Source organism: Acidicapsa borealis, from assembly GCF_059115245.1.
This window is the reverse complement of sequence record NZ_JCACNY010000001.1, coordinates 3,745,258-3,769,801: the sequence shown is the minus strand read 5'-3', so window position 1 is coordinate 3,769,801 and position 24,544 is coordinate 3,745,258. Positions and strand designations below refer to the sequence as shown.

Here is a 24,544-nt window from a genome sequence, read left to right as displayed (position 1 = left end):
CTACATGAAAACCTCCGAAACTAAGAGGTTTCGAGGAATACTGAGCTATATGTCGTGTGTAACTGTCACTAGTATACCAAAGCTCTGTTGATTTTCAATGACTGGAGGCCGATGCATGAAGTTAAATTGTCAAACACTGCTTCTCGATCCAAGACAATGACATGGAAGTGCTGCTCTGTTGAGTCGAATTGCATCGTCATTCGGTCTTAGAAGTTCCTGGCACCAAATTTCTTCAATTCGATTTATACAAACCGCGATCGAGTCTTCGACAGACACAGAAAAATGTGCCTGGTGTATGGCCTTCGACTTCATTTTCAATTTTCCAATAGTGATTGCGCCTCTCATACCGTCGTTTGAGATCATGCGAAAATGGAGGCCGAAGGTCGGAGACTCCGTTCTCTGTCTGGTCTGCAAATGTCACATCAGTCCGAGAGAGATGTTTGCCCTTAGCGACAGAGAAGCGTTCAGATTCGTAGTTGAAGATGGCCACTCTGGGGTAAGGGCGCTTATCTTGCATTGCGGAACTGCGACACGGGACTTCGAACCTGTGAAACGAAGTAGTATGAACGCGCGTTTACAGCACTCTTAACTTCATATTGACTCCCACCGCAAGCAGCAGATAACGTTAAGGCCCACGGTCGTCGATCCAGATTCACAGGTATACAAGACCACCACTATAGCATTCACGCCTCCATGCAACCGATGCTAGGTGGCTCTGCTGGGAGCATCTCCTCTGACTTCGCGCGAATTGTTTGCAAGAGGTTTCAATATGCGTCCCCCCTCAACCTCAGAAGTCCAGCGAGCCTCATGAAGAAAAGCGTCTACACAGTTCTATGTCTCATCGTGACCTCAGTGGCGTCCGCACAGCAGATGCAACCCTGGCTTACTCGAGCTGGCGACAACGCACGGTCCGGGTGGAACAGCAACGAAACTGTTCTTAGCCAGGAAAGCGTAAGGACAAAGGGAGTACTTTTCAAAACCGTCATCCCGGTCTTTGGAGATGCTCGCGGCATGGAAGCTCAACCTCTGATCCTGCCCGGCGTGCATACTGCGCGCGGCAAGCGGGACGTGATGGTCCTTCCCAGCATGGCGAACGTCGTCCGCGGCGTCGACGCACACGATGGCTCCGACATCTGGCAAGTAACCCTCGGCACCCCAATCCAGGGCAGCGCCGCCATCGACTTCCACGTAATCAACGATAAGTGGGGCTGCCTCAGCACCGGCGTCATCGACCCCGACACGGCCCTCGACTACCAGGTCTGCTGGGTATCGCAGGATGGCAGCGGGAACCCGAAGACTGCGCGCTACTTCATGTTTGTGCTGAACGTCGCTGACGGAACAAAGGCAGTCGCGCCCGTACTCATCGACGGCCTCGATTTCAACACCGCCATGCGCAAAGCGCGAAGCTCCGCCGTGCTAATCCACCCGCAGGGAGTGAAGACCGTCCTGCAATGCACCGGATCGGTGAACGAAACCGCAAACGGATCGTCCGGCTATTGTTTCGCCTTCGAAACCGTCACGAACAAAGTAACCGCAATGTTAGCCACCACCATTGGCAAGGGCGCTGGAATTTGGATGGCCGGTGCCGGATTGGCCTGTGACAGTAATCAGGATTGCTACGCAATGACCGGCAACGGCGCCTTCGACGGCGTAAGCCAGTGGGGCGAAAGCTTCATCAAAATCCGCTACACGCCCGCCACAACTGCTGATGCAGCATCTCTCAAGGTGGTCGATCACTGGACACCTTGGACAGATGACGCGCGCGCGGGCGCCGCCAACACTGGACCCACCAGCAGACTAGCCGGCATGTCCATGGAAACCGAAGCGGTCCGCCCCGTCGGTGGGGGAATGTCCATGCCAATGGCGAATGCACGCATGGTAGCAAAACGAAATGAACGAGGACAGCCCGTCCTTCTTGTCTATCCACAGCTCTCTCCCGGTGCTCGAACCGATCAGGATCTTGGCTCGGGCGGTCTCACTTACATTGCGGAGCTGAATATTGTCTGCGGCGGTGGAAAGGACGGCTTACTCTACTGCATGCACGCAGAGAAGATGGGCGGAACGAAACCAGCGGATCTGGCAAAGGCCCACGCTAACTGCGGCAAACTCGTAGGCGGATCCCCAGTCTGGGCCACCATGAGCCCCGGCAACGACATCGATCCCTGCCCACAGGATCCGCGTGCTCTGAACTTCCTTCCCTTTGGCGATAGCGCTCACCTGCACGCCACACCGGTAACCATGTGGGACCCTCTGCTGAATGCCTGGACCCTGTTCGTCTGGGGCGAGAACCAGCAATTGCATAAATGGCAGCTAAGCTCATCCGCAGTTCCAAAATATCTAGCAGAAAGCCGCGAATACGCATCGCCGGATGTCCGCGGCAATCCCCCCGGCGGCATGCCCGGGGGCTTCTGCTCGGGTTCCAGCAACGGAAAGGACCCCAACTCGTACCTGCTGGTCTGTGCCGTTCCCCGCGGCGATGCCAACGCCAACAAAGTGCAGGGTCACATCCTCATCTTCGATCCAGTCCACGTAGGCGCCGACGGCATCCTGCAAAAACTCTGGGACTCAGACGATTGGGGCTGGTCTGGCGCACAGGATGGCGCCAAGTACAATCTCTTCAATAAGTTCATGCCACCTGTCATCGACGGTGGCGAGATCATCTTGCCCAACTACTCGGGCGGCGTATTGCTGATCGGACAGTAGATTGATCCGAGCAACGGGGTAAATATCACGATTCCCCGTGCCTTGATCGCCTTGCTCCGCAGGCTTCAGCGTCTGGCCACGGTCCCGTAACTGATTGAGCGGCGGCGTATAATCCTGTTAAATCGGTTCGAAGAGCGCGAAAGAATCGGCCTCGAGCCAGAGCTTAAGAATCACACAAAGGCAGGTTTCCCAAGCCGCCGCCAGCAGGATCAATTCCTGCATGGCCGCTACCATTTCGCACCCTTTCCTGCGCTGAAGCCGTCAGGCACCGCGCGAAACCCATAACGGAGACTCACCAGGATGTTCGGGAAGACGGTGCGAATCCGTCGCTGCCCCGCAACTGTGAGCGCACCCCTACCCAACGCCGTCTCTCAGGCAGCGGGGCAGGGAATCCGGCCATCAGCCACTGGGACCACTCCGCAAGGAGCCCTGGGAAGGCGGCCCGGAAAGGCGCAAGTCAGGAGACCGGTCCTCAGGTGCCAATCACCCGCTTCTAGTCCCGAGGGGGACGGAGGATATGAATGTTGTTGTCTAAATTGCTTAAGTTTTCTGACAGCCGCAAAGGCTCACGTTTCCAGGCCATAACGAGCATCGCCTTTCGCACTATCTGCACACTCTTCCTGCTTATCCCCGCAATCGCCTATGCCGGAGTCATCCGCGGTACCGTCACCGACACTTCAGGCGCAACGGTCACCGGCGCAACCGTGGTCCTGATGAACGGAACGAAGCTCGTCTCCTCCACGACCTCAACCTCCGACGGCAGCTTCCAATTCACCACCGGCCAGACCGGACGCTTCGCTCTCATCATCACCGCTCCCGGCTTCCGCCAACTCAACCCGCCGGCCTTCTACGCCGGTGCCGGCGACAGCGTCGAGCGCACGCTGGTTATGGAGCCCGAATGGGTCCGGCAGTCCATCGTCGTCACCCCCACCGGCACCCCTACCCCCCAGCAGCAAACCAGCGAAGCCACCAGCGTGATCGGCCCCCTCGACCTGAACTTCCGCGTTGACGTTGTCAGCGGCCTCCGCCTCATGCCCGGCACCGCCGTCTACCAGACCGGCCAACTCGGTGCGCAGACTTCTCTCTTCGTCCGCGGCGGCCCATCCGACTCCAACAAAGTCCTGCTCGACGGCGTCTCAGCCGGCGACCTGGGCGGCCGATTCGACTTCGGTCCCATGTCCACCACTGGCGTCGAAAGCGTAGAAGTCTACCGCGGTCCTAACTCCACCCTCTACGGCGCGGACGCTGGCAGCGGCGTCGTCAGCTTCAACACCCCGCGGGGCTTCAAGTCCACTCCATCCCTCCGTCTCGGCGGTGAATTCGGCGACTTCCACACCTTCCGCACCGATGCCGAACTCGCCGGCGCCCGCAAGAAGCTCGACTACTACAGCGCCTACTCCTGGCTCCAGACCTCGAACTCCATCCCCCGCGACCAGTTCCATGTCGGCACCGCCGCAGCCAACCTCGGCTACCAGGTCACCGGCAGCACCACCCTTCGCGGCACCATCCATTACGGCGTCGACGCCACCGGAGTCCCTAACGCCTACCAGTTCTACCGTGTAGCGGACGACGCCACACAAAAAGATCAAGACCTCTACATCAGCGGTTCCATCGACAATCAGACAACCCTCGACTTCCACAACGTCGTCCGTTACGGCGCCTCCCGCAAGCGCGAACAGTACGCCCTCTGGCAGCCTGAAGGCCAGCTCATCGACTACTACGATGATCCCGTCTACGGACCCACCTACGCCTACTTCGGCAACTCCGTCACCTTCAAAGGCGCCAACGGCTACGTAGCCTCCGGTCGCGCCATGCTCGATTATCCAGAGACCTATCCATACAAATCCGAACTCGCCTCCAACCGCGACGAGCTCGTCTATCAAGGCGACTACCGCTTCACCCCTCACATTACGGGCCTGATCGGCTTTCGCTTTGAAAATGAACGTGGCCTCGAAAACATCCCCTCGTATACGACCCACGAGTCTACCGAGCGCACCAACTACGACTACATCGCCTCTGTCCACGGCGACTTCAAAAACCGCTTCTTCTACACCCTCGGCGGCAGCCTAGAACACTACTCTCAGTTCGGCACCCAGACCTCACCCCGCGCCGGCCTGTCCTATTACCTGATCAAGCCCCGTCGCGGCATCTTCAACGGGACCCGCCTGCTCTTCAACTACGGCGACGCAGTCCGCGAACCAGCCCTCACCGACCAGTTCGGCTCGCTCTACCAGTTTCTCGCGACCAACGGTTACACCGATGTCGCCCAGCAACTCCACATCGGAAAGCTCACCGCCCCCACCACCCGCACATACGAGGGCGGCCTCGAACAAGCCTTCCTCGGCGACCGCATCATCTTCCGCTCCACCTACTTCCACAACCAGTTCGGCCGTCAAATTGAGTCGGTCGGCGGACGTCTTCTGCCCAACCTCATCCCCGGCCTGTCCGACCAGCAGAAAGCCGATCTGATAGCCGCCCTCGGCTACTACTACACCGATGACTACGGCCTCTACGTCAACTCGGAAGCCTACCGAGCCCAGGGCATCGAAACCACGGTAGAAGGCGGCATCGGACGCAGCCTCTTCCTCCGAGGCGGCTATACCTACCTCGACGCCGTAGTCCAGCGCTCCTTCAGCAGCGACAACGAAGCCCTCGCCGGAGGTTACGAGCCGACCTATGATGGCATCCCGATCGGGTCGTACTCTCCGCTGAAGGGCGCACGGCCCTTCCGCCGCCCGCCCCACAGCGGCTTCATCTCCGCCAGCTACACCGGCCAGAAGTGGACAATGATCTTCAACTCCGCCTTCTCCAGCCGCAGCGACGACTCCACCTACCTCGCTTACTCCGACCTCAACGGCGGAAACAGCCTCCTGCTGCCCAACCGTAACCTCGACTACGGCTTCGCCAAAGTAGATCTAGGCGGCAGCTACCAGTTCTGGCCCCGGGTCAGCATCTACGGACAGACAGAAAACCTGCTCAGCAACCAGCACATAGCCCCCATCGGCTACCTCAGCCTGCCGTTCACCTACCGTGTCGGCCTCCGACTCACACTAGGCAAATCCAGGTAATCCAACCTACCAATCCCGCATTTCAGTAGGGGGTAGTTTTCGCGATCCAGTAGACCGGATCGTGGAAACTGCCCCCGTTTTCCACCATCTTGTTGAATTTGCAGGAGATTATTGTTGCCCTAAAGCTGATCTGTGTTAATCAATAAATACCCCGGATCTAGTTGCTCGCCGTTGTCGCTTCTCGCTCAACAACGGACTAGAGAAGAGCACGTTATGCCCAAGGACAGGCATGCGATCTGTCCGCAAGACAATCAAAAACAATTCATAACGAAGTATCTGTGAGGAGACTATGTCTACAACTTACTGGAGGCGTTTCGCCTGTCGTGGCATGCTGGCAATTCTCGTTGCCTTGACTTCCACGGCATCGGCTATGGCCCAGCAAACCCTCGGCTCCATCAACGGAACAGTTCTCGACAGTTCTGAAGCCTCAGTCCCAGACGCCGTCGTCACCGTGACCAACACCCAGATCGATCTCAGCCGCTCCGCCAAAACCCAGGGAAATGGCTTCTTCCAGATATTCAATCTACCCATCGGCACCTACTCTGTGAAGATCACCCGGGACGGGTTCCAGACCACGACGTTGAATGGCATCACTGTCCAGGAAGCGCGTGCGACTACTATCAACGCCACCCTCAAGGTAGGCCAGGTCGCCGAGTCGGTTGAAGTCACTGCTAATCCGCTTCTCAATGCTACCGACGCAACCAACGGCTACACTCTCGACGCATCGCAGATCGCGCTCACCCCGCTCGCCACCGGCAGCTTTACCCAGCTCGCCGTGCTCTCTCCCGGTGTGAACGCGGAACTCCTCAGCGGACTCGATTCCAACAGCGGTCTCGGCAACCAGCCCATCTGGGCCAACGGCCAGCGCGACACTTCCAACACTTTCCAGGTGAACGGCGTCGACGTCACCAACCTCTTCAACGGCAAGAGCTCCAGCGGATCTACCTCGCAGCGCTATAACTTCAACATCGGCGCGGGCAGTACTTCGGGCTCGTCGGCAGCCGGTAGCGGAACAATCGGCGGCGCCAACCCCACCGGCACCTCGGTCTATGGCTCGAATGGCAACAGCCTGCCTTCCCCTCCACCCGAGTTCACTCAGGAAATCCGCGTCAACACCTCGATGTATGACGCCCAGCAGGGCGCAACCTCAGGCGCCCAGATCGACGTCAACACTGCCAGTGGCACAAACGCCTGGCACGGCCAGATCTATGGCACTTTCGCCAACAACTCGCTCAACGCCGCACCCTATTTCTTCAACCAGCAGTACCAGCTCTCCACCGAAGGTGTAGGCGCGTTTCCCCGCTCCCTGGTCAATCCGGCCCTGCATCGCTGGTCCACAGGCGCTACCGCTGGCGGACCCATTTATAATGACAAGCTGTTCGTCTTTGTCGCATACCAGCATCGCTACAATTCAGATCAATCCACCGGTCTCACGCAATTCAACGTACCCGTCGGCCTGACCGACGATCGCTCGATCGCTGGTCTCACATCTGCTGCCACGTCATGGGCCGGCGGTAAGACCTACACAGGAGCCATCGGTCCCATCGCCACTTCGCTGCTCAACGCCAAGCTCCCCAACGGCCAGTACCTTATTCCCTCCGCTCAATCCAACGAGCCCTACCAATATGGTGTCCCCAACGTCACCCTTCAGGGCACTTCGATCCTGACCGCCGATCAGGGCGTCGGCGACGTGGATTACGATGTCAACGCCAAGGATCGCCTCTCGCTCAAGTACTACTATCAGACCGATCCGGTCTCAAAGCCGTATGGCTACTCTCAAACCGGCGGCTTCCCCGTAACCCAGCAGAACGATGCGCAGGTCGGCGCACTGGACAACACCATCTCCATCGGTTCGCGTTTCAACTGGGAGCAGCGCCTCGGGTTTACCCGCACCAAGTCCTACAGTTCCTTCGATCAGACCGTGACCAACCCCGGTGGCTCCCCGAACTTCGGCGTTGGCGCAGGCGGCACCATCCCCGGCCTCGTCAATGGCACTGGTCTGCCTGGTCTTTTGATTTCGTCCTTTGCTAGCAGCCAGGTGGATTCGCCCGGCCTGAAGGTCGGCCCATACAGCTCTTTCGCCAACATGGGCTACACCCAGAACCGCGTCAATCCTTCGACGAACGTGATCTTTGCGCTCGGTAAGCACACCATCGTCGCCGGCGGCGGCTACAGCTACACCCAGCTGAATATCGACAACAACCGCACCGGACTAGCCCAGATCAAAGCCAAGAACTTTCAAACTTTCCTTGCAGATAAGTCCAACGGCTCCTCCGTGTTGGACAGCATCGATCCGAATACCAACCGCAACAATGCTGACCGCTACTACCGGTCCAACGAAATCTCAGCCTATGTGCAGGACAAGTGGCAGGTCCTCTCCAATCTCACCATCACCGCCGGCGTCCGTTATGACTACCACGGCGGCCTGACCGAGAAGTATGGCAACATGTTCAACTTCGACCCATCCCGCTACGACGTCACTGGAGACACAACGCAGGGCTTTATCGTCAACAACGCAGGCTTTGAAATCGCCCGCAACAACAAAGCCAACTCCGATACAGCTGACTTCGCTTCCAACGATTCAACATTGACCGGCCGCCAGTGGGGCATCTCGCCTCGTGTCGGGTTTGCCTGGTCTCCCAAGCAAAACCACGGCAAGGTCGTCTTTCGCGGTGGCGCGGGCCTCTATTACGACCGCGGTGAACTTTTCAGCTACCTCTCGCAGCCGGCGGGCAGCGGCAACGGTGGTCCGTTTGGTGTGACCGAGTCTGCACCGCTGGCCAGCTATATCGTCGGCACAGGCAAGACGCTCGCTAACCCCATCGGTTCGCCAATCTACTCCAGCCCCAGTTCCGACCCAAGCACCATCAAGCCCTCCTTGCAGGCAGTGCTCAACAACCTCACCGGCGATAGCGCGGAATTCGGCAAGAAGTGCGGCGCCATCGATAACCAGGAAGGCTACACCGATTGCCCGGACGTGCTGAATTTCGGCGCCTACGGTAAGAACAACGTGTTGCCTTACACAATCAACTTCAGCTTCAACTTCCAGTACCAGCCCACCAATGACGTGGCTATCACGATCGGCTACACCGGCAACCTCGGTCGCCACGCAGTCGTTCCCGTACCCCTGAACGAGCCGGGCATCGCGACAGCCAGCAACCCCATCCATGGGGAAACCGCCACCTATGGCTTCCAGGTTCTCAACCAGAACTCCTTCAGCGGCTACGATTACAACAGCATCGCCGGCGAACCATGGAATACCGAAGACGGCGGCAACACCGACTTCCGGGTTCCCTATGTCGGCTACAGCCCCAACGCAGCCATCTTCCGGACCTCCGGCAACTCCTCCTACAACGCCCTCGAAGCGCATCTCGAGAAGCGTCTCTCGCACCACGTACAGGCTGGCATCAGCTACACCTTTAGCCACACGTTGGACGAGCAGAGCGACATCGGCCTGTTCTTCACCGGCAACAACCCCAACAACCTGCGTTCTTCCTATGCGTCTTCGGACTTCGACCGTACCCATGTCTTCAGCGCCAACTTCCAGCTGATTGCTCCGAACGTAGCCCGCGAGCACTCCGCACTGGCGTATGTCACCAACGACTGGCACCTCACCGGCGTAGGCATCTTGCAGAGCGGCGAACCCTATTCGCTCTACGAGTTCTACGGCGCAGTCGGTAGCGTTTACTTCGGAGACTACCCAACACTTGCCAACCCCATCCTGCCCGTCAAGGATCCGCAGAATGTGAAGAGGTCGCTCACCGGCAACTCGGGTAAGGTTCGCGGTACTGGCGGCAACTACATCCCCTACATCGACCCAACCCAGATCGCCATCAACTACCTCCAACCCGGCCAAAAGGGCGTACCTGTCTCAACCGGCAACGATCCGCAGGACATCTACGAGACTGACTTCGCGCCCACCAACCAGCGCAACATCTTCCGTCAGGCAGCCCAGAAGCGCTTCGACCTCTCGTTGCGCAAGAGCTTCCACCCCAAGGAAAAGCTGGCGATCCAGTACGAATTCAATGTCTTCAACGTCACCAACACCACCAGCCTGGACGTGCCCCAGGATCAGGCTCAGATTCGCCAGAACTCAGCCTGCTCCACCTCCGCGACCAAGGAGGGCAACAACTGCGAGCCTGGCACCTACTACTATGTCAACTATGGCCAGATCGTCACCAGCGCTGCCCCAACGGATCAGCAGAGCGCCAAGGCCAACCTTGACCAGATCCCCTATTCCACCGGCAGCGGCAAAGGCCTCCAGAACCCAACCATCATCCCGCTTGGCGTAGGCACCTGTAACAGCACCAACGCCATCCCAGCCAGCGGTGTCAACATAGCAGGCTGCCCCAACAATGCAGCCAACTTCGGGTCCGTCACCGGCACCATCGGCGGCTCCCGAGCTGTCACCATGGGCGTCCACGTAACTTTCTGATCTGCCACGAACGTCCAACAAAGGCAAATGCCCCCAGCATCCGATTCGGACTGCTGGGGGCATTTTCGCTTGCTCACGCAACCACTCACGCGCGCCGACTTACCGTTCGCTGCAACAATGCACAAAACACCTTAATTCAACGCAAATGTAAGTCTATGAAGAGAAAGCACTTCCAACAAAGTTTTCCAGAGCCGTCCCATTCACCGAAAATTGCTCCGCGTGGAACAATTTTGTGGGACATTCTCAGAGATTGATCGCGGCGTGACTGGCACAAACATCGGTGATAAAACAAAAGGCCCCCAGCTTGAAGCTGGAGGCCTTTGCAGTTGCTTTTTGCGCCGAAAGGCGCGGTTCGCCGGACGCGTAGTTCTAGTACATGCCGTCCATACCGCCACCGTGGTTGTGACCGCCGGCTGGGGCTGCCTTGGGCTCCGGAATTTCGGAGATCAGGGCTTCGGTGGTGAGCAGCAGGCCAGCGATCGAGGCCGCGTTCTGCAGAGCAGTGCGCGTTACCTTGGTCGGGTCGATGACGCCGGCCGCAACCAGGTCTTCGAACTTGCCGGTTGCCGCGTTGTAGCCGTAGTGCGCATCGGTGGACTCGAGGATCTTGCCCACAACCACTGCGCCCTCTTCACCGGCATTGGCAACGATCTGCCGAAGCGGCTCTTCGAGCGAACGACGGACGATCTGTGCACCGATCTTCTCATCGCCTTCCAGGGTCTTGATCAGCGCGTCAACCGCAGTGGTCGAACGAACCAGGGCCACGCCGCCGCCGGGGACAATGCCTTCTTCAACGGCCGCACGGGTTGCGTGCAGAGCATCTTCAACGCGAGCCTTCTTTTCCTTCAGCTCGGTCTCGGTTGCCGCACCGACCTTGATGACTGCAACGCCGCCAACCAGCTTGGCCAGACGCTCCTGCAGCTTCTCACGATCGTAATCCGAGGTGGTCTTTTCGATCTGCGAGCGAATTTCCTTCACGCGGCCCGAGATAGCGGCTGCGTCGCCGGAACCGTCGACGATGGTGGTGTTGTCCTTGTCGATGGTGATGCGCTTCGCACGGCCGAGCTGTTCCAGCTTGACGCCGTCCAGCTTGATGCCGAGGTCTTCGGTGATGGCTTCGCCACCGGTGAGGATCGCGATATCGCCGAGCATCGCCTTGCGACGGTCGCCAAAGCCAGGAGCCTTGACGGCGGCCACGTTCAGCGTGCCGCGCAGCTTGTTCACCACGAGGGTCGCGAGCGCTTCGCCTTCGACATCCTCAGCAATGATCAGCAGGGGCTTGCCTTGACGTGCAACCTGCTCGAGCAGCGGCAAAAGGTCCTTCATGTTGCTGATCTTCTTTTCGTAGATCAGGATGTAGGGATCTTCGAGGGCCACTTCCATGCGGTCGGCATCGGTCACGAAGTAGGGGCTCAGGTAGCCGCGATCGAACTGCATGCCTTCCACGGTCTCGAGGTAGGTCTGCATCGTCTTCGACTCTTCGATGGTGATAACGCCGTCCTTGCCTACGGTCTTCATCGCACCGGCAATAATTTCGCCGATCTCGACATCGCCGTTGGCGGAGATGGTGCCCACCTGGGCCACGGAATCATCGGTCACCGGCTTGGACATTGAGCCCAGGGCGCCGCCGTCCGACCAGTTGTTTTCCTTGTCCTTTGCGCCGATCACGGCAATGACAGCCTTGTCGATGCCGCGCTTGAGGGCGGTCGGGTTAGCGCCGGCGGCAACGGTCTTCACGCCTTCGCGGAAGATGGCCTGGGCCAGAACGGTCGCGGTCGTGGTGCCGTCACCGGCAACGTCGGAGGTCTTCGAAGCAACTTCCTTCACCAGCTGGGCGCCGACGTTCTCGAGCGCGTTGGATAGCTCGATTTCCTTGGCGACGGTCACGCCGTCCTTGGTGATGGTCGGCGAACCGAACTTCTTCTCAATGACCACATTGCGGCCCTTGGGGCCGAGGGTCACCTTGACGGCGTCCGCGAGGATGTTCACTCCGCGCAAAATCGCCTGACGGGAATCTTCTCCGTGCAAAATCTGCTTTGCCATTTCTCAAATCTCCTTGGAACAGTGGTTAGTGTTCAGTGGTCAGTGATCAAAGGCATTTCGCTTCGATGTTCACTGACCCGGCTTACGTCAGCACTACTTGCTGAGGATGCCGAGGACTTCTTCTTCGCGCATGATCAGCAGCTCTTCGCCGTCGATCTTGATCTCGGTGCCGGAATACTTACCGAAGAGAACGCGGTCGCCAGCCTTCACGTCGAGGGGGAAAACCTTGCCTTCGTCGTTCGACTTGCCCTTGCCGACGGAGATGACTTCGCCTTCCTGGGGCTTCTCTTTGGCGCTGTCAGGAATAATGATGCCGCCACGGATGGTTTCGCCCTCTTCTACGCGACGAACCAGGATGCGATCATGCAGCGGAGTAAAGGTGGTAGCTACGGATGTTGCCATACTGTTGCATCTCCTTGTTTACAAATTACTTACGAGTGATTTGCAAGTGAGCCTCAGCCCGCCTCGCGAAGGTGTTGCCAGAAGTCTCAGGACGGATACCGTCCGAATCGGCCGGAAACCGAAGTTTCCTTCAGGAGCTTTAGCAGTCTCCCTAGCCAAGTGCTAGAGTAGGGAAGTCGCGTAGGGGTTGTCAAGGGTCTTCGGTGGAAAATGTGAGTGACTTGCGCTAATAAATATTGCGTTAACAATTCGCGGACGCCTCGGGTAAGCAAAAAACAGCATCAGTTTCCCTCCGGGAATGACAGCCCAAGAAAACAAGTGACGGCTAGCAGCCTGGGCTGTCTAAGGAAACAAGACTCATTCGGAAAGGAAGCGCTCGTTCGCCCGCAGGGTCGCGGGAGCAGCCTGAGAAGGAATACAATGAACGCTATGTTGCAAAGGCTATTTTCGTCACGTCGTCTGATCGTTGCAGCACTCCTGCTCACCGCTTTGACAGCGGTCACCGCCAGCCAAGCCCAGGACGCCAGCAAGCGCGGTCGCAAATATAAGGCTCCGCCGCCAACCGCAAAGATTGCGATCACCGTGATCCGCGCCAGCAGCGGCAGGCCGATCGAGAATGCTTCGGTGATCTTCCATCCGCTCGAAGACGGCAAGAACGCGGGAAACATGGAGCTGAAGACCAACGACGAAGGCAAGGCCATGATGGACTTGCTGGACGTGGGTTCGAATGTACGCCTGCAGATCATCGCTCCCGGCTTCCAGACCTACGGCGAGGATTTCAAGATCGACAAGGACACCATGGCGCTCGAAATCAAGATGAAGCGTCCGGGTGAGCAGTACTCGATCTACAAGAAGCACGAAGAGAAATCGGATGATAAGTCGGCGGATCCGAAGGCTGATTCAAAGGCCGATCCTAAGGCAGACCCGAAGCCAGACACTCCGTCCGAGACCAAACCTGAAGCACCTAAGAGTGAGGCCAAACCAACGCCTCCAAATCAGGGCGCGGTGCTACAGAACTAAGCTCCACACCCTTAGTGGACTGCCAGTTGAGGACCGCATGAGCCGCCATGAACTGCTGTCGTCCTCCGTGCGCAAGACCGCTCTTGTAACGGGCGGAGCGAAGCGTGTCGGCAGGGAACTGGCGCTGGCCCTGGCGCGGTCGGGCATGAACGTGGCCATCACGTATCGCGAGTCTTCGCAAGAGGCTGCGCAGACTGTTGGCGCAGTCGAGGCGCTTGGCGTTCGATGTGAAGCGGTCGAACTCGATGTCCGCAGCGAAGATAGCATTCGACGGGTAGTTGCTGCGACCGTGACGAAGTTCGGCGGAATCGATCTGCTCGTCAATAATGCAGCGGTCTTTGAATCAGCTCAACTTAGCAACATCACCCTAGAGCAGTGGGACCGCGTCTTCGAGACGAACACTCGTGGGCCATTTCTCATGGCTCGCGAGGCGCTGCCTTATTTGAAAGCAGCGCATGGCCGCATCGTGAATCTCGGCTCACTCGGTGGAACGCATCCGTGGGCGACGCATGCTCACTACTGCTCGTCAAAGGCTGCGCTGCATATGTTGACGCAGACGATGGCCAAGGCTTTTGCGCCTGAGGTCAGCGTCAACTGCGTTGCTCCGGGTTATATCGAACTGGAAGGCGCAGGCGCTGAAGCCGCCCACTTCGCAGCCAAGACTCCCATGGGCCGCAACGGATCTGCTGCCGCTGTTGCCGAGGCAGTGCTCTTTTTCGCTCATGGCCCGCATTTCATCATAGGGCAGATTCTGGCTGTCGATGGCGGCCTGGGCTTGAGTTAGCCAATCGTAGAGTGTTCATTCGAATCGTCGGTTCGTAAATCTTTCCCAGACAAGCGAATTGACCTCAGTCACCCGTCCGTCGTTGTTAGGATTTTGCATGAACCATCCTGGCTGGGTGTCGGAAGGAGACGTGTGACGATGCGGCGGAGAGCTTTCATTCAAGTTTTGGGAAGTGGGTTGTACTCGCTTTCATTTGTGGGCATCCGAAGAGCAGTTGCAGCTGCGTATGGGACTGGAACGGCAAGCTCTCCGATCTCTCTGGCGCAAGGTGCGCGAGCTGCTGAACTGCTGGCGCTAAAAACTCATTCGGCCACCTTCCGTATCAACGCAACGGGAGCCCTCGCTGCAATCGAGGGTAGTGGCGGGCGAAATTACCTCGCGCCCGCAGAGCCCGCTCCAGTCTTGAGCTTGCGCGTCGCCGGCAATCTGCATGCGCCCAGCCGCGCTGCGTGGATTGCGGCGCGGAATACCTTAACTCTCGATTACGACGATATTGAGGCGAAGGCAGTGTTAGCGGTAAGGGAGAAGGCCACGCATGTGACCTTCGAGTTGATGGGTCTGCGCAGCACGCACCCTGTGGAACTAGTTGTATGGGGTCCTTATCCCACCATCATTGGCGATCTGGTTGGTGAAGTTGTCGGCGTAGTTCGGGATTCCGAATTTGCAGTGAGCATTCAGGCTTTGAACGTCAAGACGTTGGGAGGATATCCATCTCAAGAAAGCGATGTCGAACCGGAGGGTGTCGTGGCCGACGACCCAGGGATCTACCCGGGCTTGCCAGATGCCTTGAGGACGCAGCAGCGATGGCTGGGCGACACAGCCAAGCACATGCCCTATGGCAGTGCGCTACAGGCATATTGCCGCAACCGCGGCGAGGCGCGTTCTATCAGCAACTGGGGCAATGACAAATTTCCTGCGCTCCCGTTTGCCGATGGAGGCGTGGTTGGCAGCAAGATTGCACTCTTCGCGGTACCAGCGGCGGAGGCGCTGCCGGCAATTGGTGAAATCGAAGTAGCCGAGGGGCTGCCGCATCCGATGCTGAACGGGACGTGGGCAAAGATGGCGCCGGGTGCCACTGCATCGTACCTTATCGTCGACTTTGGCGAGAGCACGATCGACCAAGCAATTGAGATGACGCAGCGCGCTGGCCTCAAGTATCTCTATCAGAGCTCGCCATTTGAGACCTGGGGACACTTCAAGCTGAAGCCTGACCTATTCCCGAACGGTTGGGATGGCTTTCGAGAGTGCGTACTGAAGGCGCGCAAAGCTGGCATTGCTGTGGGTTTTCATACTCTCTCGAATTTCATTACGCCGAATGATCCGTATGTCACTCCGAAGCCGGATCCGCGCCTGGCCGTCACCGGCATGAGTGCGCTGGTCAGCGATCTCGATGCGGTACAAACAATAATCGATGTGGCCGACCCAGCCTTCTTTCAGAAGAAAACAGCAATGCAGACTGTCATGATCGGCCAGGAACTTATCCGATACGGCGCGGTCTCAACGGAGACTCCGTTGAGGCTGCTGGAATGCCAGCGGGGAGCGTGGGGAACGACAGCGAGTTCTCACCGGAAAGGTGACTCTGTCGCCAAGCTCATGGATCACGACTATAAAGTCTTTTTGACCGACATCCAACTTGGCGAAGAGGTCGCGCGGTCTCTAGCGGCCTTTTGCAATCACACTGGCGCGAAACAACTATCGCTCGATGGTCTCGAGGGCAATTGGTCCAGCGGCATGGGCCAATATGGATGCGATTTGTTCACGAAGGCATGGTACGACGCGCTGAAGCCCGGACTGCGTGGACATATCATCAACGATGCCAGCAATGCCCACCATTTCACCTGGCATATTGCCACCCGCTACAACTGGGGTGAACCCTGGTATGCCGGATTTCGCGAGAGCCAGACGTTGTATCGGCTTAAGAATCAGCTCTACTTCACGCGTAACCTGATGCCGCGCATGCTGGGCTGGTTCTCTGTGCGACCAGAAACATCCGTAGAAGACGCTGAGTGGCTTTGCGCACGGGCTGCCGGCTACGATGCAGGGTTTGCTTTGGCCACGAGCTTCGACAGCCAGGCGAGACAGGGCTCCGCAAGTGTGGATCCGAAGCAGGGTAGAATTCGCGCGGTTCTGGATGTGATCCATCAGTGGGAAACCGCCCGGCAATCGGGCGCATTTCCTGAGAGCGTGAAGCAGGATCTGCGCGAGGTCGATCGAGAATTTCATTTAGCCGCTATCGGGCCAGGAGAGTGGCAACTCACCCCTACCAAGCCTTCCGGGCCTTCCGTGCGCATCCTCGCACGTGCCGACCGCATCAAGGCCTGGTCAGAGTTCAATCCCGGAGCAACCGAGTAGGCGCTCGGGATCAAGTGAAGGCTGGTGTATCGAGTTTACTTGCCGAAGAGCTTGCCGAAGAAGCCCTTGCTAGGCTTGGCAGGTTCGGAGCTGTAGCTTTGCCGCTTTGGCGCTGATTTCACGGTGTCGCCGAACTTGATCGGGCCGCTGTCCCAGATGCCGAGGGCTTCCGGCTGGTGGGGCATTTTCGCGCCGGTGATAGCGGCCTTCGGGTTCTCGTAGCACAGGCGGCGGGCGGTTTCTTCGCCTGCGCGGTTGGCGACATATTCGTAGCCCTTCTTCATGTGCGGGGGACGCCAGTCAAGATTGTGGGCGTCGGTAGCCAGGAAGTGGATCCAGTTGCGGTCCAGCATCTCGTTGGCGAAGGCTTCCGCCGAGTTGCCGAACCGGCCGTAGAGGGCCGACGCAGTGACCTGCGTGACGCAGCCCATGCGAATCCATTCAGCGAGCATTTCAGGGTGCTTAACGATGACCGGGTTGCGCTCCGGATGGGTGATGACGTTGGTATAACCGGCGGCCTGCAGGCGGTGCAGCGAGGCTCCGAGCTGTGGCGGGATGGCCATTTCGGGGAACTCGACCATCAGGTAGCCTTTGCCGCCGATTGAGTACTTCAGCGGGTTGGCGATGGCGTCCTGGATATTGTCGGCGTTGAGATGGAAGTCGCAGGCGAGGACGAGTTCGAGGCGTCCTTCGAGCTTTGACTGAATCTCAGCCATGCGTTCTGCGTTCAGTTCAGCCTGATAGGGGTAGGCATCACTTGAGTGCGGTGTACAGGCAATGTGAGTGACGCCCTCGTCGATGGCGACTTCCGCCATGGCGAGAGACATTTCGAGATCCTTGGAGCCGTCGTCCACGCCGTAAATCAGGTGATGATGGATATCGATCATGCTTGGGAGTCGATTCTAGCGCGTAGCCAGGGCAGAAATCATGGAAGCGAAGATCTTAAGTCCATCCGATGAACCGAGCAACTGTTCGCTGGAACGGTCGGGGTGGGGCATCATACCGAGTACGTTTCGCCCCGCGTTCAGGATGCCGGCGATGTTGCCGAGCGACCCATTCGGATTGGCTTCAGCAGTGATTTCGCCTGCAGGGGAGCTGTAGCGGAAGGCGATGCGATCTTCGGCTTCGAGTTCTCGCAGCGTCTCGGCGTCGCAATAATAGTTGCCTTCCATGTGGCCGATGGGGATCTGCAGCACTTCGCCGGGGGTGAGCTGGCTGGTGAAGACGCTATTGGCGGTTTCCGTGCGCAGATGGACCTGCTTGCAGATGTACTTGAGGCCGGCATTGCGCATGAGCGCGCCCGGCAGCAGGCCGGATTCGGCGAGGATCTGGAAGCCGTTGCAGATGCCGAGCACCAGCCCGCCGTCGGCGGCGAACTTCTTGACCGACTGCATGACGGGCGAGAAGCGAGCGATGGCGCCGGTGCGAAGGTAGTCGCCGTAGGCGAATCCGCCGGGAACGAGCACGGCGTCCACGCCGCCCAGATCCTCGGAATCATGCCAAAGGAAGCTGACTGGCTGGTGGGCGATCTCGGCGATCACGTTGTAGGTGTCGTGGTCGCAGTTCGACCCGGGAAAGACAAGTACACCGAATTTCATATCTCTAGATTATCAGTGATTGATGAAACGGAACGATTCCGCTCAGCTTCCGCTGATTGCTTCCCGCATGCGACGATGCGATTCCCGTGCAAAACGCCGCTGCTGGCTGCGCGTGTAGGGATAGCCGAGCTTTGCCATCCAGTGCGCAGGCTGCGAGATGGCAAGCAGGTCATAGTTGACGATGCCGGAGACCGGATCGAATTCGATGAGAAAGCGCTCTTCGCCACGCTCGACATGCAGCGGCGTTGTACCGTAACCGAATCCAAACCGGTCGTCTTCGTCGATGACGTAGAGGATGCGGCTGATATTGATAGACCAGATGCCGAGGGTATGCGCTTCGACCGCGACAGTCTGGTCAGGGGCAATCGGTACATTGAGATTGGCGACGCGCACCCAACCTAGATCAAATTGTGTCCAACGCCGGAAAGCCACTTTTGCGGCCGTAAAAGCTTCTTTGCCGCGACCGATCCCGGTTCGGGTGTGGTCGCGAACGAAGCCTTTTGGCGTCGCGGAGACATCCAGACCCTTCTCGGTCATTCGCACGGGACGATAGTTGAGCGGCATTTCCCATGCATCTTCCAGCCACTGGTGAATGGAAGATTCGGCCGGCCTTTGGAGGGAAAACATTGCCCTCAGTATGGCACGGTCTTAGCGATGGTTCTGAGATTCGCACCGGTTGCGCACGACGACCAGAATTTCGTTTTGGATGGATCGCATCACTGCGTCCGTCCAGAAGGAGGCGTAGGAATTCATGTGCGTGGACAGACGCTCGTGGCTGGCCAGATGAAGCAGGACGCCGCCGGGGCGCTGTTCGAGGCGATATTCGCCGTCGAGGACGTCGAAGAACTCTCCGCCGATCTTGAGATGTTCATCAAGCGTAGTGGCCGGGATCGCGTCTGTGTTGGCGCGGATGGAAAACTGCAGGTCGTTTTCAGGGGCCCAGTGGTTGACAGTCTCGGTGAAGAGAAGTCCGCCGGTAAAACTGGCCTGGCGGACACCACCGACGCCTTCGTGAGATAGGGTGGCTGCAATTGGCCGTGGGAAGCCGATGGTACTGACCCAGGAGGCGGGTAGTTCGGCTGGCTGGATCGCCGACACGCTCTTGATGTTGTCCCACACAGTGCTGGCTGGAGCGTGGATGAGGATCTCGGTGTTCACGGTGCGGATCTGCCATGGCGATGGGATCTGTGTTTCCAGCATCAGGATGAGCAGGGGGAGCGCGAATGCGCTCATGGTACCCGGCGAGCGTTTGCGGAACCTGCCCCAGGCAACGCGGGCGGCGATGCCGCCAAGCAGTGAAAACAGGAGCATGATGGGAGCGGCGAAGATAAGACAGACCACGCCTTCCCACGCCACGACGATGAAGAACGCCATGGATGCCAGTACGGAAGCCCAGGGCAGAAAGAGCCACTTGTACCAGACAGGGCTTTGTGGGGAAATGCCCGCCAAATACCTGCGGACGCCGAGGTATCCGATGGCCAGCGGGACCATGGCAAGAAACGCAAACGATACGACCGCATCGGCATAGCCGGACCATCCCCACTTATCCCAGCGAGGATTGAAGATCAAGCGCAGAAAGCAGCCCAGCAAAGCTCCGTTCAGGGCGCTGAGGAGCCACACATCCACTCGCTTCCACTGTCGGGCTAGCTTTTCCATAAGTCTCCTATGACGATGAACGATCAGTATGTCATGGCCAATACGAGTGCTTTAGCATCGGACGAGGGACGAGAGTTGCAAATTGCCGCTCGTTATCCTGATCAGGGGGATGACCAATTGAGGCAACGCAAATCAAGAGGGTTTCCCCTTCAGCTGATGGTCCTGTATTCTTCCTGCAGTAAAACTAACTCTATTTGCCCGGTTTCTACGCGTTATAGGTGTTCATGGGTACCGAGATCGTCGTCCTTGCCCGGTTTCTGCTGACAGGAATCGCATTGCTGCTGGCTTTTCTGGCGACGATAACCTGGAACCGACGTAAGGAGGCGCCAGAAGCCACCGCTTTTGCTGTCCTTGTCGCCTCGATGGCCGTGTACACGTTCGGTTACGCCGGAGAGATGGCCCAGAGCACCGTTCCGAATGCGCTTTTCTGGCTTCATATTGAATACCTCGCGCTCCCCTGGGCAGGTGCGCTCTGGGTGCTGGCCGCATGTAAGCATAACGGGCTGAAACTTAGTACGCCGCTTCTCTTCATCATTCCAGTGATCACTCTGGTCGGTCACTTTACCAATTACCACAACCTCTTCTACAGCGGTCCCATGTCCATGGTGGCGCGGTCGCCTTTCTGGATTCTTGAGGTGCAGCGCGGTCCGCTTTCCATGCTGGACAATGCCTATCTGCTGGTGGCGTTTCTGGCGGGCTCGTGGGTGTACATTTCAGCCTTGCGCCATGCCTCTCCGCTTTACCGCAGGCAGGCGCTCATCCTGGTATGCAGTTCGTTTGTGCCGTTTGTGGGTTACTTCATCTACCTCGCCAACCTGAGTCCCTGGGGCTTGGATATTACGCCGATCACTCTTGGCGTTACGTGCGTGCTGATCTACTACGGCATTTTCAGGTACGGCATCTTCAACCTTGCGCCTCTTGCGCGCAATCTCATCTTCAACAGCATTCGCGACGCGGTGTTGATTCTGGATACCCATGACCGGCTCCTGGACTTCAATCCGGCGGCAATGGCTCTGCTGCCTGAGCTGAACGAGAGGAGCATCGGGACCGGCATCACAGAGATGCTGGCGAAGACGCCAGGGCTCGCGAGTGCGCTCGGCCAGGCAGAGGGAGTACGGGTGGAGGGCGCGCATGCCGATCTCCACAGCGAGGTGAGCGTGGGCGGAGAAGTGGACGGCAAATCCTACGAGGTTCAGTACTGGCCGCTCTACGCCGGTGCCCGGCAGCTTGGCCGTGCCGTGATTTTTGCCGATGTGACTGCCCAGGTTCGCCTCCGTGAGGAACTGCGCCAGCGCGCCGACACCGATCCGCTGACCGGTGTAGCTAACCGCAGGCTGTTTCAGAAGGCACTTGAGATGGAGTGCTTCCGCTTCAGTCGCACCAGTGCTCCGCTTGCCGTCATGATGATCGATCTCGACTACTTCAAGACGGTCAATGACCGCTACGGTCATCCAGTCGGAGACGCGGTACTGTGCTGTATCGCTAATCGCCTGCTGGGCAGTCTGCGCAAGACGGATCTGCTCGCCCGTTTCGGCGGAGAGGAGTTCTCTATCCTGCTGCCGGAAACTCCTCCGGAAGGTGCAAGCATCATCGCCGAACGCGTGCGCCTGGCGATCTGCCAGAGCCCTATTGAAGTGGATGGAACTCTCATCCCCCTCACGATCAGCATCGGCGTCACCAGCCATAACGCAGATGTCGAAGCTGTTCCTGAACTGCTTCTGAAAAAGTCGGACCTCGCCCTCTATCGCGCCAAAGCAGCCGGACGCAACCGGGTCGAAGTGGTCTAAGGCTTAGCCTGCCCCCGACGACGCGCGAAAACCCCGCAGAATGCTATACTCTGTTGGGTCAGGCGCGGCGAATCATCTCTGCTAACCGCGCCAACATATCGTTATCTGCACTGAGGTCTCCCAATGTCCGGCCATTCCAAATGGGCCACAATCAAGCACAAAAAGGGCGCGCTGGATGCCAAGCGCGGCAAGATTTTCACTCGCCTGATCAAGGAAATCACCGTAGCCGCCAAGACCGGCGGTGGAGATCCTGACGGCAACCCCCGCCTTCGCTCGGCCATTCTCGCCGCGAAGGCCGAGAACATGCCCCAGGACAATATCAAGCGCGCCATCCAGCGCGGTACGGGTGAGCTTGAAGGCGCAAACTACGAAGAGATCTCCTTCGAAGGCTACGGCCCCGGCGGCGTTGCGGTGATCGTCGATACCCTGACTGACAATCGCAACCGCACCGTGAGCGAAGTTCGCTTTGCCTTCTCCAAAAATGGTGGCAACCTCGGCGAGACCGGTTCGGTGCGCTTCATGTTTTCGAAGAAGGGCGTCATTGCCATCGAGAAGACCGAGGCCGAAGAAGATCAGCTCATGGAGATCATTCTCGAAGCGGGCGGCGAAGATTTGAAGGACGAGGGCGAAAGCTGGGAGATCCTAACCGACCCGCACTCCTACGAATCGGTTCTGAACGCTGTCAAGGCAGCCAAGATTCCTACGGTTATGAGCGAAGTCACCATGGTGGCCTCCACTTATACGAAGCTCGAAGGTAGCGCTGCGAACCAGATGCTGCGGATGCTCGATGTCCTCGAAGACCTGGACGACGTGCAGAATGTCTACTCCAACTTCGACATGGACGAAGCAGCGATGGAAGCGGCCACGAAATAGCCGGGAGATTCCGGAATCCTGCGAAGGCCGCCTGATCGAGGCGGCCTTTGTTGTGCGGCGAGATTCTGCCACAATGACTGATAGCGATACAGCGTAGAGAAGAGGGAATATCTTGTTGCGATTTCTTACCAGAAGCTTGACCATTGCGGTGTTGTTTGGAACCGCAGCTCTAATGTCCGCGCAGACCGCGAATGGTAATTCGTTGGCGCCGCGTAAATGGGAGTTCGGACCCTTTGTGAATTACGGCAATGGCGTCGGCGACCGTACTGATTTCCACTTTTTCGCCGCTGGCTTTCAGGCTGGGCGGGTCATGACGCCGATGGCCCACGCTGGACCGTTCTCCGGCCGATTCGAACTTGGCGTAAATGTCATGCCACTCTTCCAGGCCTACACCCCAGCCGCGCACAACGTGATTGTGGCATCCGGCGATGGAACGTTGACCGAACGCATTGGCGGCGGTACATTCACCGGTGCGAGCGTGACGCCTGTGGTCTTTCGCTGGAATTTCGGGCAGGAACAGAAACGGGTCCTTCCGTGGTTTCAGGCGCAGGCCGGGGTGCTCTATACGAGTCACAAATTTCCTCCGACAGTCGAAGTTCCGGAGGGAACGCCCGGTGGAACGTCCGTTTGGAATTTTCGTTCCGGAGCAGGCGCAGGTTTTCATTACTTCGTGCGACCGGCGCGTTCCGTGGACTTTGCTTTGAACCTCGAACACATATCGTCGGCATCCCTGGGTGACAAGAATCCCGGCGTGAACGCCAGCGTGCAGTTTCAGCTCGGCTACACCTGGTGGAAATAGTACGAACTAGATAAATGGGCGGAGCTTTGATGGACGGACCAGTCGTAGCGTGTGTACCCAACTTCTCCGAAGGTGTCGATGAAGGCTGCATCCGGGCCATCGTCTCAGCCATGCGGGTCGATGGCATCCGTCTCCTGGACTGGTCCATGGACACTGACCATAATCGCTCCGTGATCACCGTCGCCGGACCGCCGGCGGCCATCGTCGAGTCGGCTGTGCGGGCGGTTGGTCAGGCAGCGGAACTGATCGACCTGACCCGGCAGACAGGCGTCCACCCCCGCATCGGCGCTGCGGACGTGATCCCCTTCGTTCCCGTCTTGAAAGTCTCGCTCGACCAGTGCGCCTTGCTCGCCCGCCAGGCGGGGGCAGAAATTTGGAAGCGTTTTGGCATTCCGGTCTATTTCTACGAGGCGGCCGCAGCACGCCCGGATCGGGCGAATCTTGAAGACGTCCGCCGAGGTCAGTTTGAAGAGCTGCGTGAGGCCGTCAGAACGCAGCCCAGGCGCCGCCCCGACGTCGGAGGCCCCGGGCTCCATCCCACAGCTGGAGCCTGCGCTGTCGGAGCGCGCAAATTCCTTGTCGCCTACAACATCTATTTCGATTCGACGGACGTTTCCCTGGTGAGGTCCATTGCGAAAGACCTCCGTGCTTCCTCTGGGGGCCTGAAGGGCGTCAAAGCGTTAGGAGTGCTGGCGCATGGCCGGGCACAGTTGACGATGAATGTAACCGATTTGCAGGCCACGCCGGTCTCCAAGGTCTATGCGCAGGTGTGCCGCCTCGCCGACAAGCTGAAGGCTGAGCCGGTCGAAGCGGAAATTATCGGTTTGCTTCCACAGGTCGCCTATGAGCAGGATAGCGATTGGATGCGTCTATTAAATGGGTTTGATCCGGCGACTAAAGTGCTGGAACGCCGGCTTGAAAGCCCGCAGGAGTGGCCGGAAGAGTAGTTTTGGGGACTGGGATGGAGCTTTCGGGCGAAATTCCGCGGATCGCACTCAATTCTGGCGCAAAATAGGATCAACAG

The 24,544-nt window shown here is 58.4% G+C and carries 16 protein-coding genes and 1 riboswitch; of the genes, 10 read left to right on the top strand and 6 right to left on the bottom strand.

The features are described from left to right. Positions 1 to 1,011 precede the first annotated feature (1,011 nt). The 3 genes from AC5S27_RS15410 to AC5S27_RS15400 all read left to right on the top strand — a co-directional run bounded on the left by AC5S27_RS15410 (position 1,012) and on the right by AC5S27_RS15400 (position 10,206). Complete coding sequence (locus AC5S27_RS15410) at positions 1,012 to 2,703, top strand: hypothetical protein (RefSeq protein WP_493935457.1); 1,692 nt, start codon at positions 1,012 to 1,014, stop codon at positions 2,701 to 2,703. 281 nt (positions 2,704 to 2,984) lie between these two features. Continuing rightward, positions 2,985 to 3,191, top strand: a riboswitch (cobalamin riboswitch). A 39-nt stretch (positions 3,192 to 3,230) separates the two neighbouring features. Further along, on the top strand, positions 3,231 to 5,771 hold the full coding sequence (locus AC5S27_RS15405; RefSeq protein ID WP_493935456.1) for a TonB-dependent receptor: 2,541 nt from the start codon (positions 3,231 to 3,233) through the stop codon (positions 5,769 to 5,771). A 289-nt stretch (positions 5,772 to 6,060) separates the two neighbouring features. Next, entirely contained in the window at positions 6,061 to 10,206 is a 4,146-nt protein-coding gene (locus tag AC5S27_RS15400; RefSeq protein ID WP_493935455.1) for a carboxypeptidase-like regulatory domain-containing protein, read from the top strand. Between the two features lie 369 nt (positions 10,207 to 10,575). On the opposite strand, the gene groL is transcribed toward AC5S27_RS15400, so the two are convergent. Both groL and AC5S27_RS15390 read right to left on the bottom strand, forming a co-directional pair. Further along, a complete protein-coding gene (groL, locus tag AC5S27_RS15395) occupies positions 10,576 to 12,249 on the bottom strand; it encodes a chaperonin GroEL (RefSeq protein WP_493935454.1) in 1,674 nt (557 codons plus the stop codon). Between the two features lie 93 nt (positions 12,250 to 12,342). Beyond that, entirely contained in the window at positions 12,343 to 12,651 is a 309-nt protein-coding gene (locus AC5S27_RS15390; protein ID WP_493935453.1) for a co-chaperone GroES, read from the bottom strand. A 420-nt stretch (positions 12,652 to 13,071) separates the two neighbouring features. On the opposite strand from AC5S27_RS15390, the gene AC5S27_RS15385 reads away from it, so the two are divergent. The 3 genes from AC5S27_RS15385 to AC5S27_RS15375 all read left to right on the top strand — a co-directional run bounded on the left by AC5S27_RS15385 (position 13,072) and on the right by AC5S27_RS15375 (position 16,807). Next, a complete protein-coding gene (locus tag AC5S27_RS15385; RefSeq protein WP_493935452.1) occupies positions 13,072 to 13,671 on the top strand; it encodes a carboxypeptidase-like regulatory domain-containing protein in 600 nt (199 codons plus the stop codon). A 37-nt stretch (positions 13,672 to 13,708) separates the two neighbouring features. Beyond that, positions 13,709 to 14,455 carry an SDR family NAD(P)-dependent oxidoreductase gene (locus AC5S27_RS15380; RefSeq protein ID WP_493935451.1) on the top strand — a complete coding sequence of 249 codons (747 nt, stop codon included), beginning with the start codon at positions 13,709 to 13,711 and terminating at the stop codon, positions 14,453 to 14,455. Between the two features lie 177 nt (positions 14,456 to 14,632). Beyond that, positions 14,633 to 16,807 (top strand): hypothetical protein, encoded by a 2,175-nt coding sequence (locus AC5S27_RS15375; protein ID WP_493935450.1) that lies wholly within the window; start codon positions 14,633 to 14,635, stop codon positions 16,805 to 16,807. 35 nt (positions 16,808 to 16,842) lie between these two features. On the opposite strand, the gene AC5S27_RS15370 is transcribed toward AC5S27_RS15375, so the two are convergent. Genes AC5S27_RS15370 through AC5S27_RS15355 form a run of 4 tightly spaced genes read right to left on the bottom strand, consistent with a single transcriptional unit; the run spans position 16,843 to position 20,061 of the window. After that, a complete protein-coding gene (locus AC5S27_RS15370) occupies positions 16,843 to 17,694 on the bottom strand; it encodes a tyrosine-protein phosphatase (protein WP_493935449.1) in 852 nt (283 codons plus the stop codon). Positions 17,695 to 17,709: 15 nt separating this feature from the next. Beyond that, positions 17,710 to 18,405, bottom strand: a complete 696-nt coding sequence (gene purQ, locus AC5S27_RS15365; protein ID WP_493935448.1) for a phosphoribosylformylglycinamidine synthase subunit PurQ — start codon at positions 18,403 to 18,405, stop codon at positions 17,710 to 17,712. Positions 18,406 to 18,447: 42 nt separating this feature from the next. Beyond that, on the bottom strand, positions 18,448 to 19,032 hold the full coding sequence (locus AC5S27_RS15360; RefSeq protein ID WP_493935447.1) for a DUF1990 domain-containing protein: 585 nt from the start codon (positions 19,030 to 19,032) through the stop codon (positions 18,448 to 18,450). A gap of 21 nt (positions 19,033 to 19,053) precedes the next feature. Then, positions 19,054 to 20,061, bottom strand: a complete 1,008-nt coding sequence (locus tag AC5S27_RS15355) for a hypothetical protein (RefSeq protein ID WP_493935446.1) — start codon at positions 20,059 to 20,061, stop codon at positions 19,054 to 19,056. A 224-nt stretch (positions 20,062 to 20,285) separates the two neighbouring features. Here AC5S27_RS15355 and AC5S27_RS15350 point away from each other — a divergent pair, with 224 nt between their 5' ends. The 4 genes from AC5S27_RS15350 to ftcD all read left to right on the top strand — a co-directional run bounded on the left by AC5S27_RS15350 (position 20,286) and on the right by ftcD (position 24,467). Further along, positions 20,286 to 21,848, top strand: a complete 1,563-nt coding sequence (locus AC5S27_RS15350) for a histidine kinase N-terminal 7TM domain-containing diguanylate cyclase (RefSeq protein WP_493935445.1) — start codon at positions 20,286 to 20,288, stop codon at positions 21,846 to 21,848. A 123-nt stretch (positions 21,849 to 21,971) separates the two neighbouring features. Continuing rightward, positions 21,972 to 22,721, top strand: coding sequence for a YebC/PmpR family DNA-binding transcriptional regulator (locus AC5S27_RS15345; protein ID WP_493935444.1), 750 nt, complete (start codon positions 21,972 to 21,974; stop codon positions 22,719 to 22,721). A gap of 172 nt (positions 22,722 to 22,893) precedes the next feature. After that, a complete protein-coding gene (locus tag AC5S27_RS15340) occupies positions 22,894 to 23,520 on the top strand; it encodes an acyloxyacyl hydrolase (protein ID WP_493935443.1) in 627 nt (208 codons plus the stop codon). A gap of 29 nt (positions 23,521 to 23,549) precedes the next feature. Then, positions 23,550 to 24,467, top strand: coding sequence for a glutamate formimidoyltransferase (gene ftcD, locus AC5S27_RS15335; RefSeq protein WP_493935442.1), 918 nt, complete (start codon positions 23,550 to 23,552; stop codon positions 24,465 to 24,467). The last annotated feature ends 77 nt before the right edge of the window (positions 24,468 to 24,544 follow it).

What these genes read in the sequence shown, in the direction of transcription:
- AC5S27_RS15410 (WP_493935457.1), top strand. Translation starts at nt 1,012, where the DNA reads ATGGAAGCTCAACCTCTGATCCTGCCCGGCGTGCATACTGCGCGCGGC.
- AC5S27_RS15400 (WP_493935455.1), top strand. Translation starts at nt 6,061, where the DNA reads ATGTCTACAACTTACTGGAGGCGTTTCGCCTGTCGTGGCATGCTGGCA.
- groL (WP_493935454.1), bottom strand. Translation starts at nt 12,249, where the DNA reads ATGGCAAAGCAGATTTTGCACGGAGAAGATTCCCGTCAGGCGATTTTG.
- AC5S27_RS15390 (WP_493935453.1), bottom strand. Translation starts at nt 12,651, where the DNA reads ATGGCAACATCCGTAGCTACCACCTTTACTCCGCTGCATGATCGCATC.
- AC5S27_RS15385 (WP_493935452.1), top strand. Translation starts at nt 13,072, where the DNA reads ATGAACGCTATGTTGCAAAGGCTATTTTCGTCACGTCGTCTGATCGTT.
- AC5S27_RS15380 (WP_493935451.1), top strand. Translation starts at nt 13,709, where the DNA reads ATGAGCCGCCATGAACTGCTGTCGTCCTCCGTGCGCAAGACCGCTCTT.
- AC5S27_RS15370 (WP_493935449.1), bottom strand. Translation starts at nt 17,694, where the DNA reads ATGATCGATATCCATCATCACCTGATTTACGGCGTGGACGACGGCTCC.
- purQ (WP_493935448.1), bottom strand. Translation starts at nt 18,405, where the DNA reads ATGAAATTCGGTGTACTTGTCTTTCCCGGGTCGAACTGCGACCACGAC.
- AC5S27_RS15360 (WP_493935447.1), bottom strand. Translation starts at nt 19,032, where the DNA reads ATGTTTTCCCTCCAAAGGCCGGCCGAATCTTCCATTCACCAGTGGCTG.
- AC5S27_RS15355 (WP_493935446.1), bottom strand. Translation starts at nt 20,061, where the DNA reads ATGGAAAAGCTAGCCCGACAGTGGAAGCGAGTGGATGTGTGGCTCCTC.
- AC5S27_RS15350 (WP_493935445.1), top strand. Translation starts at nt 20,286, where the DNA reads ATGGGTACCGAGATCGTCGTCCTTGCCCGGTTTCTGCTGACAGGAATC.
- AC5S27_RS15345 (WP_493935444.1), top strand. Translation starts at nt 21,972, where the DNA reads ATGTCCGGCCATTCCAAATGGGCCACAATCAAGCACAAAAAGGGCGCG.
- AC5S27_RS15340 (WP_493935443.1), top strand. Translation starts at nt 22,894, where the DNA reads ATGTCCGCGCAGACCGCGAATGGTAATTCGTTGGCGCCGCGTAAATGG.
- ftcD (WP_493935442.1), top strand. Translation starts at nt 23,550, where the DNA reads ATGGACGGACCAGTCGTAGCGTGTGTACCCAACTTCTCCGAAGGTGTC.